Below are 12,349 nucleotides of genomic sequence, written 5' to 3' on the forward strand. Positions count from 1 at the left end.
TGAGCCTGTCGAAGACTCCCTAAATACTTCGACAGGCTCAGTATGACAATTGCCCTAAATTATTTAAACATGCCTTTCAGCTTTGCTAATTTTTCCTGTAAATCGCCATCAGCATCTTTTGGTTCATTACGGGGTTTGGAATTAGGCTTGTTGTTATTGGGTTTGTATTCTTGCTTAGGCTTATGTTCTTTAGACTCCCGACTGCGGACTTCAGACTTCGGACTAACTTCAGTTTTCATCGATAGCGAAATCCTTTTACGTGCTGCATCAACTTCCATCACCGTAACTTCTACCTTTTGATGCACTTTTACCACATCATTTGGGTTAGCCACAAAACGGTTAGCCAGCTGACTAGTGTGAACCAAGCCATCCTGGTGTACGCCGATATCAACAAAGGCGCCGAAATTGGTGATGTTGGTTACAATTCCAGGCAGTTTCATGCCTATCCTTAAATCTGAAACCTCATTTACGCCATCGGTAAAGCTAAAAGCTTCAAACTGCTCACGTGGATCGCGGCCGGGTTTTGCAAGTTCTTTTAAAATATCCGTTAATGTTGGTAATCCGATTTCATCGGTTACGTATTGCTGTGGTTTAATCTGTTTTTGCAGTTGCGTATCTTTCATCAAAGCAGAAACGGTAGTACCCAGATCCTTCGCCATTTTATCTACTACAGCATAACGTTCAGGGTGAACGCCGCTTGTATCCAGAACATTTTCCGCATTGCGTATGCGTAAGAAACCTGCTGCCTGCTCGTAAGCTTTGTCGCCCAAACGAGGTACTTTTTTCAAACTTTCACGGTTTTTAAAAGCACCATGCGTATTTCTATAGTCTACAATATTCTGTGCTAAAGTTGGCCCTAAGCCAGAAACATAGGCTAAAATTTGTTTTGAGGCGGTGTTTAATTCTACACCCACAGCGTTTACCGCACTTATTACCGTATCATCCAAACTTGCCTGTAATTTATTCTGATCAACATCGTGTTGGTACTGACCAACGCCGATAGATTTTGGGTCGATTTTTACCAGTTCTGCCAATGGATCCATTAAACGGCGACCGATTGAAACTGCTCCCCGTACGGTAATATCCTGTGTAGGGAACTCTTCTCTGGCCACTTCTGATGCTGAATAAATCGAAGCGCCACTTTCGTTAACCATTACAATTGTGATGTGCGGTAAATTCAACGCACGAACAAAAGCCTCGGTCTCTCGCCCTGCGGTACCGTTACCAATGGCAATGGCTTCAACATTATGTTTTTCACAGAGCTGTTGGAGGGTAAATTCGGCATTTTTTACATTCCCTTGTCCCGTATGGGGATAAATTGCTGTGTTTTCTAATAACTGACCTTGTTTATCTAAACAAACCACCTTACAGCCCGTACGGAAACCGGGGTCGATAGCCAGTACATTTTTTTGTCCCATTGGGGCTGCCAATAATAATTGGCGTGCATTTTCGGCAAAAACCCTGATAGCCTCTTCGTCCGCTTTTTGTTTGGTAAATACACGAAGTTCGGTTTCCATAGCTGGTTCCAATAAACGTTTATAGCCATCTTCTAAAGCCTGCTGAACTTGTTTTGAAGCGGTATTATTGCCTAAAATAAACTGGTTCTCTAAAATGGCAATGGCATCTTCTGCTGGTGGAAGTGCATCTAATCTTAAAATTAATTCCTTTTCGCCACGGCGCATAGCCAAAACGCGATGTGAAGCTGCTGTTTTAACCGGCTCACTCCATTCAAAGTAATCTTTATATTTAATGCCTTCTTCTTCTTTTCCTTTGATCACTTCTGATTTAAAAACAGCTTTTTCCTGAAAATAAGTGCGCATTTTGGTCCGCGCTTCCACATTTTCAGAAATCATTTCGGCAATAATATCTCTTGCGCCTGCTAAAGCTTCGTCAAGTGAGTTTACACCTTTCTCAGCATCGATGAATTTATCTGCTGATGCCTCTAAATCAAAAGCATTTTGCTCAAATATCTGCAAGGCCAAAGGCTCTAAGCCTTTCTCTTTTGCTACCGATGCACGTGTTTTACGCTTAGGTTTAAATGGCAGGTAAATGTCTTCTAAAAGCGAAATGGTTTCTGCTTCGTTGATCTTTTTTTCCAGTTCTGGTGTTAACTTGCCAAGCTCGGTCATCGATTTCAAAATTGCTTCCCGGCGCTTGTCTAAATCGCGCAACTGCAAAACCCGATCGCGGATTGCAGCTACTTCAACCTCATCTAAACTGCCTGTGGCCTCTTTACGGTAACGCGATATAAAGGGTACCGTTGCACCTTCATCTAACAGATTTATGGTTGCCGTTACTTGTTTTTCTGCAACTTTTAATTCGGCTGCAATTATTTTATGGTGGGTTAACATATCCTAAAGGTAAAAATTAAAGGAAGCAAAGCTAATCAGGATTTGCGGGATTTAATGATTTTTAGAATGAAGTTTTCCACCGAAATTTGTGAGTAAGTTTTTGGAAAATGCCAGGGTTATATTCACCGGCGTTCGATCATTTTCCCATTTATAATCAGCCAGTTGTTGGGAAACAATTTTACAAGTCTTTGCTTTTCAGCCTCGGTAACCTGCCCAGTAAGTTCTAATCTTCCAATTTGAATTTTACCCAGTTCGTCAGGAATAGCATGTTTTTTAAGAATTTGATCCGCAATGTGCCTATGCTTTTTAAAGCATACAGCTCTTTTGGAATTTCGCTAATGTTACTCATCGAAAGATCATCAGCGCTGGTTTTATTGCCAAAAACGGAAGTTTCGGATGGTGCATGGTCTTTATTTACAATAGCCCAGCTCATTTCCGGTTTCATAGTGAAATCTTTGTTATTTTGGGATAAACCGATAAACCCTGCCCAAATTTCCATATTGTGCTTCGTGTGGTGTGCTGCATCTTCCAGAATAAAAGGAACTTTTACAATTTCCGAAGCCAGATTGTTTACACTGGTAATTGGTCTTAAACCTGTTTTGTTTCCTTCTTTGGTATAAGGAAAGAACTTTACAATCCAGCCGTCGATTGTATTTACCGTTCCATATTTCTTTTCGGTATGGTATTTTACCATATTCATCCAGAAATCTTTATTTACTTTTCCTTTTTTCGCAGCTATTATTTCTTCGATAACCGGGATGAGTTCATTTGTCCACCACTCTAATTTATACTGCGAGAGATATTTTGTTTTCTCCAGTAATTTTTTCCAGTCTTGCGTGGTGCCTTCGATGGTAATTTTTGGGATGCCGCAACCAATAATAATCACCTTAAATTCGAAATAAGATTTTACGGTTTCCATAATCGTAACCTGGCTTACAATTTTCGAGGTAGGGGTGGTAGTGCTAAAATCGGAGGTCAAAACACCCACCAGTTTTTTGCCTGTATAATCGTTAATCTGCGCGTTAAATTGCTGAAAAATTGAAGCCCAATCTGATTTGGGGTTACCAAGCCAGATTTTATCTGAAACAACGGTTAAAGTCTTCCTTCCCTCAAAGTTTACCATCTGCGAGCTAAGTTCTTCTGCATTTTGAGTGATATGCCGGGCAAAACCCTGGCTGATCAATAACCAGAAAATATCGGGAGAGATCACAAACGGCCTGTGATCTATATATGAATTTAAAATGCCCGTTAGGAAAGGGTGCTCACCATAATAAACCAAACTGTCGGGTAGATTTTCAATATTTCTTTCTACATCTGCTTTCAACACTTTGAGTATTTCCGAAGTAGGAACAACAGGAATAAGTTTTGCTGGTTTCGAAAGTGTTTCAATTTCTACAACTGTTGCTTTCTGGCAAAATGATTTGGTAGAAATAAAGAGGAGTAGGAGTAAAAGTATTTTTTTCATCAGGCTAACGTTTTTTTAAAATGGTTTCCTAGACTGATGCTTTTTTGAGCTGCTTTCCATAATCCACACTTCATCTACCCGGATGAAAATGCCAGAAGCGCTATGATTTCTTCTTTTTAACTTTCCCTAAATCTTTTTCTGCTTTAAACCTGGTTATTCTGGTAATCAGATCTAGCGGCAAAGGTTTATCTAAAGGAAACTGTACAGCTCCCTTACTCCATTTGTACTGGGCAAACTCTTCTTTAAATGCCTCGATTCCTGAGCCAGTTGGATAAAAGCCAATGTGTTTAGCATAGCCTGCAAAATAAACCAATACGGTGTTTCGTTTGAAGGCGGGCATCCCATAACTGATTACTTCTTTGGCTTCTGGTACGGCCTGGTGGATAGTTTCGCGGATTTGCTGTAGCAACTTTTGTGTTGCTGCCGGAAAATTAGCAATGTATTGGTCAATGTTTTCTGGTTTTGGCTGTTCCATAGTCGATGGTTTTGTAAGCTGAATTTACAAAATTTCTTAAAAACCTATTCGCTGATCTGGATATCGCATTTGTGTAATAGTTGACAATGTAAAGCACATTTGGACTCTGCCCTGAAAGAGGGAATAAAAAAAATCCCCCAAATTGCTTTGGAGGATTTATATGTTTTGGTCGTCGCCTAAACTCAGACTATAATTTGTAATTACTTTTTAACGTACATTACTTCTTTTACCGCTTTAACAACACGCTCAGCGTTTGGTAAGCTTGCTGCGATTAAAGTTGGTGAATATGGAAGCGGAACGTCGGCACAGGTGATACGTAAAACCGGTGCATCTAAATAATCGAATGCATGTTTTTGTACCATGAAAGCAATCTCTCCAGAAAGAGATGCCAAAGGCCATGCCTCTTCTACAACAACCAAACGGTTTGTTTTCTTAACAGAAGCGATAATGGTATCATAATCGATAGGACGTACAGTACGTAAATCGATCACTTCAACATTGATTCCTTCTTTAGTTAATTCTTCTACAGCCGGGTTTACAACGCGGGTTAACATTTTACCAAAAGTTACGATGGTTACATCGGTACCTTGTTTGGTTACATTTGCTTTTCCTAATTCGATATAGTATTCTTCTGCAGGAACATCGCCTTTATCGCCGTACATTACTTCAGATTCCATGAAAATAACCGGATCCTGATCTATGATTGATTGCTTTAATAATCCTTTTGCATCGTAAGGAGTAGCCGGAACTACCACTTTTAATCCTGGTGTGTTTGCAAACCAGTTTTCGAAGTTTTGAGAGTGTTGTGCGCCTAATTGACCTGCGTTACCTGTTGGGCCACGAAAAACCATAGGGCATGAGAACTGACCACCGCTCATTGATAAAATTTTAGCAGCACCGTTGATAATCTGATCGATAGCTACTAATGAGAAGTTAAAGGTCATAAATTCCACAATTGGAATAAGGCCTGCTGTTGCTGCACCAGTTGCAATACCTGCGAAACCTAGTTCGGCAATCGGGGTATCGATAATGCGTTTCGCACCAAACTCATCAAGCATACCCTGACTTACTTTGTACGCACCGTTATATTCTGCTACTTCTTCACCTAATAAAAAAACGCGGTCATCTTTACGCATTTCTTCGCTCATGGCTTCGCGTAGTGCTTCTCTAAATTGGATTTCTCTCATTGTAAATTTTAATAACGGTGGCAAATATAATTATTAATCGCTTTGAAACCAAAGGCTAAAATGCGTATGTTTTGTAATAATTATAGGCAATCTGCCTAATTATTCAGGCTTTTTGAGGCTGTATTTTTTGTTTATCTGTTAAAAGAAGAAATAATATTGGGCAATTGTGTTTTTGATTAGCTTAATGTATCAAAGCTTATGCTTTTTCCGAAATATCTTCTTGAAAATGAATAATATCCATCTTCATACTTAAAAAATAAGGTAGGGTTCATCTTTACTGGATAATATTTAAGGCTTAATGATTTGGATTTAATAAACCATAAATCTCACTATCAAGAAACTGACCTTTGAAATAATAATCTTGTTTAAAATGCGCTTCTTTTACAAAGCCATGTTTGATTAGCATCTGTCTTGAAGCATCATTTTCTACGTTAATATTGGCACTGATGGTATGCAAATTGACTTCTTCGAAACCAAAAGCGATTGATTTTTTCAGTGCTTCGGAAATAATTCCTTTTCTCCAATAATCAGGATGGAGCATGTAACCAATTTCAGCCCTGTGGTTAGCAAAATCAGTGCGCCAATAACCTACGGATCCGATCATTTGTTTAGGATTTTCTTTTAAGGCGATTACCCAAGCGAGGTTATCGCCGTTTTCGTAACCATTTCTAAAACGTGAGATAAAATCTTTGATCTCAAAAATATCTTTGGGCCTTTCCCTATCAATGTATTTCATTACCGTTTCATTGGTGCGCATGGCAAAAAGGGTTTCGGCATCGGCAAGATCATGTTCTCGAAGAATTAAACGCTCGGTTTCAAGAACCGGGAATTTTGTGAAATTTAAGGTTAGCATTTTTAAATTTAAGAGATTAACCGCAAAGCGCGCAAAGTTTTTCGCAAAGAACACTAAGTTTTGTTTTACCACAACGCACAAGGAGATTTTCACGGAGGGCACGAAGTTGATGTTTTTCAATCCAGCTCCGAGTACGCTGCGGCTTACTTTGTGTGCGCTATGGTTATTTTACGAAGCACTTGGCGCGCTTTGCGATTTACTTTATTTCTTTGCGGTTGAAACTATTTCCCAAACAAGGTTTTATAAATAGAATATTTGTAATTATCCTCAACAGTGCTGGCAACGAAATAAGGTGCTTCAAAAAGTTCGGTTAGCTTTTTTCTTAACTCAGCAAGAAATTCAGGCTTAATTTCTTCTAAATAAGCTCCTGATAGACTTTGCCTGCCTGATTTAAACCAAACGCCATCTACGCTCATGGTTTTTACTACATATAGGTTGGGCTCTACAAAAGTTCTGCCCGAGAATTGTTCGTAAGCAAAGGTGTACAATAAAGTTTGGATTAAAGCTTTATTGATATGTTTACCATCAGAATTGAACAATTCAGGAACGTCTTTAAAGGTTAACTTATCATTTCCGGTTTTGTAATCAATAATTTTAGTTACCCCATCTTTTACATCAACACGGTCTATAAAACCAAATATTTTAACGCTGGCTTCGCTTCCTTTAAGCGGGAAACTGATTTCAGCTTCTACTTTTTGCTCTAGGCTAATGATCGTAAATGGCGTTTGTGCTTCATCCTGATTTAAAATGATGTTTACATAGGCATCAACAATTGATAAAATTACCTTTTGCATGCCCTTATATTCCATCACCGTATCGGGATTTTTAAACATCACGGCATTAAACCCTTTTTGTATCAAAGTGGGAATCTGTTTCCGCTTTTCTTTAATCCGCTCTGCAGTAATTTCAGCCGACCTTAAATCCTCGTAAAAATACTCCATCACTTTGTGTAAAATCGACCCGATTTCATTGGCTTCAACCACAGCACTTACTTCCTTAGGTTCTTTAATACCAGCAATGTAATTGAAAAAGAAATCTATTGGGTTGGAGATATACTGCGTAAGTGCTGATGGGGAAAGCACTTTCTTTTTATCGAGGTATTTCTGAAGTGTTTCCTGGATAAAGGCATTATTGGTTTTCTCGATCTTTACTTCTTTAAAAGGCTCGGTTTTGACCTCCAGATTAAGCTCATTATAGGTGAAATCGAAACCGCTTTCGTACTCGAGCTGCTTTAAGATCCTGCTGGCTTCACCTGAAGTAGACTCGTCTGTTAAGCTATTATAGACAAAATTGATATTCTTTGCCCTCTGTAATAGACGGTACACCATATAGGAGGAAATGGCATCAAGATTTTCAAGAACCGGAAGGCCGTAAACGCGGCGTATAGAATCGGGAATAAAACTATTACCGATGGATGATTTTGGAATGAGACCTTCATTGAAGCCTAAAATCACCACTTTGTCGAAATTTAAGTTCCGGGTTTCGAGTAATCCCATTACCTGTATCCCGTTTAACGGATCGCCAGAAAGCGGTACCGCAATGGCCTGCAGTGATTTTTGAACAAGATAAATAACAAAGGGGATTTCCTCTTTACCGATGTGGTTGCTAAAAGTATCGTGTAGCCTGTTTAATTCCTGTATGGTTTTTACAAATAGTTCGGCGTCTATTTTTTTTAGCGTTTTCGCATTCGATAAGCGTGTTAACACATAATCGAGCACATCCAATAAATTAGTTACAACATGCTGCGGATCATCGATTTTTTTATAGAAAGTTTCAAATAGTCCGCTTTGGCGTAATAAGCGTTTATGGTCGATCTCCACCTGGTTTTCTTCCAATAATGCGGTTAAAATTTTATCCCGCATTTTTTGGGTAAGTCCTGTTAAGGGATGGGTTAAAAATGCTTCTACATTTTTATAGGTTACTTTATCCCGCTGTAAAATCTCCAACTGACTGCCCAACCATAAATCTACCAAACCAAAAATACTTGAGGTTGACAGCGCAAAACCCATAGTTACGTTGAGGTCGATTTCTTTTCCGTTATAGGTGGTTGGAATAGTCTGTAAAGTAGGAATCAACAGGCTCTCATCTGCCAAAACCACCACTGTTTTACCAACAGTCTCATTATCTGTATAATCTTCCTCTAAAATATTATTCAGGATTTTGGCCTGTGCCGATTGCCCCTGAACCTTGAAAACCTTCACATGATGTTCTGCAGATTTCATTAAACTTTCATGGTTGGCAAATACATTTTTTAAAGCCAGTTGGTTAATGTTTTTGCGTAAGAACAAACCTGCTTCCTGCGATATATCATCCAAATAATAAGTATCAGCATCAAAATAAAACAATGCTTTGTCGGCTTCTTGTAGCTGGGTAAATATTTTAGCTTCGGCGCTGCTCAAAGCATTAAAACCTACAAAAATGATTTTACCCTTATCAAAATTCGAAATAAACTGCTGGTGATTGGTAATGTCATCGGCCAGGTGGCGATAAACAGAGCCGTTGGTTAAATATCCCTGCTCTTTAAGCGTTGCGTGAAATTTATGGTAAAGCTTGGGCATCCTGCGCCACATCTTGATGAACAGTTCCTGTTGTTTTTTGTGTTTTCCTTCAGAATAGGATGTCCAGAACTGGGCTAGGAACTCATATTGCTCAGGGCTTAAATAATCGAAATCTTTATTGATGACCGAAATATCTTCCAGATCGCGATACAATTTTTCTGCATCAACCAGATCGGCATCAATCTGGTTAAAATCACTTAGGATAATTTTGGCCAAGGGAAAAAACTTATGGCTCGAAATGCTTTCCAGTTTTTCTTCGGCAAGCAGCTGGTTATAAATACGGTGTAAAGTAAAGAACTGGAGATAAAAATCAGCTATTTTATAACTGGTAGAACTGGCGAAAAATTCTTGTATGGTAAAAAAAGAGGGACTGAAAAAAGGCTTGCCAATGATATCGGCGAAGTGTTTCTGCAAATAGGCCGATGGTCGTTTATTGTTAAAAACAATGGCACAGTTTTCCAGCTGATTTCCAAATCTGGTCACTAAATCTTCGGCAACTTCCTGTAAAAATGCGATCATCCTTCTAAATATTTTGTTTTTACTTATTCTTTTCTTAATCTGAACGATTTACCTCCAAAAGTCGATAAATTATAATTCAATCCAAAAGTCATAACGCGCATAACCTGATTGGTTCTACTCTCTATTATGGAATTCCCTAGTACCCGCTGGGAAATGTTGTTCCCTTGGTTAAGTAGATCGCTAACGCTAAGGTTGCAATTTAACGCTCTGCTCTTTAAGAAAGATTTTTCGGCTCCAATATTGATCATGAGCGGGTTAATGTTGGTTAGGCTATACCCTTTTGTAATTCTCTTATTTGCATTGATAGTAAAATGGTATGATTTAAATATTGTTGCATTACCCGATGCTCCAAAGTTAAACGATTGTATTCTTGTATTTACATTGAGCGCTGTATTGTTGTTGTTATCGTTCTTACTATTATTATAGCTGGCGTTAAAGTTCAGGTTTAAGTTTTTTAGTCTCAAGGAAGTCGAAAAGCGACTGTTAAAATTTTTGGTCTTAAAAAAAGACTGGCCTGTGTTGAGCAGTAAGTTATAAGGGGTTTGGCCATTAGTGGAAAATTCTCCTAAACTATTATCATTGTTCGTGCTCGTCGAATAGCCCATGCCCATATTTGCGTTGAACTTCCTAACGGTAAACGAGCCTGAGATATTCTGTGAAAAATTAAAGCCTTTATTAAAGGTTCTATTATTATTGATTATGGCCGTTTTTTTTGAATTGCCTGCAGTTCCATTGAAACTGATTACATATTTACGTGATTTAAAAGGAATATTTAAGTTATAGTTAAGGTTTGCATTATAGTTCCCATTTGCATTTTCAAAACGGGTTTCTTGTTTAAATGCGCCCAAAGTATCGGGGATGATGATGATATTGTTAACAACTTCATTACTGGTTGTGCTGAAACCTAGCCCGCTTTGAAAAGAAAAATTCGATTTTTTGCCGAAGTAATTAAAATTAGAAGAAATAGAATGGCTAAAAGATGATTTCAGATTAGGATTTCCAATCACAATGTTCTGTAAGTTTTGAGTATTCCTAACCGGTTGCATTTGTGAAATGGATGGGTTACTGTTTTGTCCGTTATAATTAACAGATATTGATTTTGATTGGGTTATACTTCTGGAATAGTGAAATATTGGAGAAAAGTTGATATAGGTGTTGCTAAAATTGCTATTAAGCTCCGGGTAATTATTCCGGACCAGATTTGGCCTGATATTTAATCCACCCGTTATCCTGTTTTTCTTCCCTGATTGATAGTACGAAAGATTAAGCGACTGATTGATGGTTGAATTATTGGTAAATACACTTAAGGAGTCTACTTTAACTGAGGCCATTGATAATGGATTGAGCACATAAGTTTGAAGATCGCTCTGTATGATATTCACGCTACCATTATAATCGAAAGAAATACTTTTTGTTGCTAACGAATCTTGTTTAAGCATGAGGCCATAACTTAACCCAAAGCCAAATTGTTTACTGTTGTTGCTATTGTACACACTTCGGTTAAGTAAAGAGTCTTTTTCTAAAGTGCCATTTGCATCATAATATGAAGTATTGGTTATGATATTTTGATCAGACCGGTTTGATGATGTTGATAAGGAAAAATTTCCTGATAAAGTATTTTTCTTGAGCTTCCTTGAAAAATTTACACCGGCACGCAATGATGGAGAATTATTATTGTTATTGGCATTGTTTTTAAAGTCCTGCCTGCTAAAACCCGTTTGATAATTTAGTGAACCTGTACGCGAATCATTGTTGTTATAACTGAAGTTAACCGAACTTGATAAATAGATCTTTTTTGTTCTTTGATTAAAATTTAAACCCAAAGCCTGTCCATTGTTTGCCGCGTAATTGGTGTTTTCTATCTGGCTATTTAATTTCCCTAAAGTATTAACGGTTTCTACCGCTTGTAAGGTTTTAGAATTGTTGTTGCTTCCATTGTAATTATAATTCAGGCCAAAGTGGGCATTAGTTCCAATTTTATTGCTGTGGCTTATTCCGATATTCCTGCTTTGAGAAAGCCCAGCACCGTTGTCTCCAATATTATAACCTAAGCCTGCGCTCGATTGTTTCGAGCCATTCCATAAGTTAGCATTGCCATGGCTTCCAATTTGTTTATTTGTACCCCCATTAATGGATAGGCCTCCAAATTGACCATTATCCATGCCGGGCTTGGTTACAATGTTTAGCATTTTTTGCGATTCTCCAATTTTTATCCCTGTAAAGTTTGCCTGATCGCCAAAATCATCTATTACCTGTATTTTTGCCACAATGCCAGCAGGTAGTTTTGAGATAAAGTCCTTAACATCATTGGTGAAAAAGTCCTGCCCGTTAACCCGGAGTTTCGTCATGCTTTTTCCCATAGCCGTAACATGCTCGTCTTCATCTACCTCTACACCTGGCAGCTGTTTTAAAAGATCAGTAACCCGGTCATCTTCCTGTACATGAAAAGCATTTGCATCGTATTCAACAGTATCTTGCTTGTATTTTATAGCAACGGGCTTCGCTTTAATGATAACATCGGCCAGTGCGATTTCTCCACCTTTCAAAATAATGGTGCCCAAATCTATTTCTTTCATATCGGCCTTAATATTATAATTTGCCAGGTACGTTTTAAACCCTATGCCACTTACCTTTAGAGTGAATTCTTCAACCTTTATGTTTGAAAAAGAAAAATACCCCTTATCATTAGTGCTGGTATTTAATGAATCGTTACCAAAATAGAGCCTGACGGTAATATTGCTGATCGTTTTTTTCGCAGAATCGGCAACAATACCATTGATGTTGCAATTGATTTGTGCACTAACTGGCTTGCAGTAAACCAGTATGATTGATGAGAGTGAGAGCAGAAAGGTTTTCAATGAGATGTTAATTTGTTAAAACGGGTTTTTAGTTTTAAGATGGATGATTTAATGATTTTCCATAAGCTTTTTATTTTATAATT

The 12,349-nt window shown here is 38.2% G+C and carries 7 protein-coding genes; all 7 read right to left on the reverse strand.

The genetic code is table 11. The annotated features are described in order from the left end of the window. Positions 1–59 precede the first annotated feature (59 nt). The 7 genes from AC07VK_RS08460 to AC07VK_RS08490 all read right to left on the reverse strand — a co-directional run bounded on the left by AC07VK_RS08460 (position 60) and on the right by AC07VK_RS08490 (position 12,266). Positions 60–2,351: a Tex family protein gene (locus AC07VK_RS08460; RefSeq protein ID WP_492963715.1), complete on the reverse strand. Its 2,292-nt coding sequence runs from the start codon at positions 2,349–2,351 to the stop codon at positions 60–62. Positions 2,352–2,574: 223 nt separating this feature from the next. Further along, the gene (locus AC07VK_RS08465; protein ID WP_492963717.1) at positions 2,575–3,816 is read right to left on the reverse strand and encodes a DUF4419 domain-containing protein; all 1,242 of its coding nucleotides are present in this window, start codon (positions 3,814–3,816) and stop codon (positions 2,575–2,577) included. Positions 3,817–3,916: 100 nt separating this feature from the next. Then, positions 3,917–4,291, reverse strand: a complete 375-nt coding sequence (locus AC07VK_RS08470; RefSeq protein ID WP_492963719.1) for an iron chaperone — start codon at positions 4,289–4,291, stop codon at positions 3,917–3,919. 200 nt (positions 4,292–4,491) lie between these two features. Then, positions 4,492–5,478: a pyruvate dehydrogenase complex E1 component subunit beta gene (locus AC07VK_RS08475; RefSeq protein ID WP_029275017.1), complete on the reverse strand. Its 987-nt coding sequence runs from the start codon at positions 5,476–5,478 to the stop codon at positions 4,492–4,494. Positions 5,479–5,773: 295 nt separating this feature from the next. Continuing rightward, positions 5,774–6,331 carry a GNAT family N-acetyltransferase gene (locus tag AC07VK_RS08480; protein ID WP_492963721.1) on the reverse strand — a complete coding sequence of 186 codons (558 nt, stop codon included), beginning with the start codon at positions 6,329–6,331 and terminating at the stop codon, positions 5,774–5,776. Positions 6,332–6,552: 221 nt separating this feature from the next. Further along, complete coding sequence (locus tag AC07VK_RS08485; RefSeq protein WP_492963723.1) at positions 6,553–9,408, reverse strand: PD-(D/E)XK nuclease family protein; 2,856 nt, start codon at positions 9,406–9,408, stop codon at positions 6,553–6,555. Positions 9,409–9,431: 23 nt separating this feature from the next. Further along, complete coding sequence (locus AC07VK_RS08490; protein ID WP_492963725.1) at positions 9,432–12,266, reverse strand: outer membrane beta-barrel protein; 2,835 nt, start codon at positions 12,264–12,266, stop codon at positions 9,432–9,434. Positions 12,267–12,349: the final 83 nt, after the last annotated feature.

It is taken from the genome of Pedobacter sp. GW821-FHT01D05 (genome assembly GCF_059422505.1).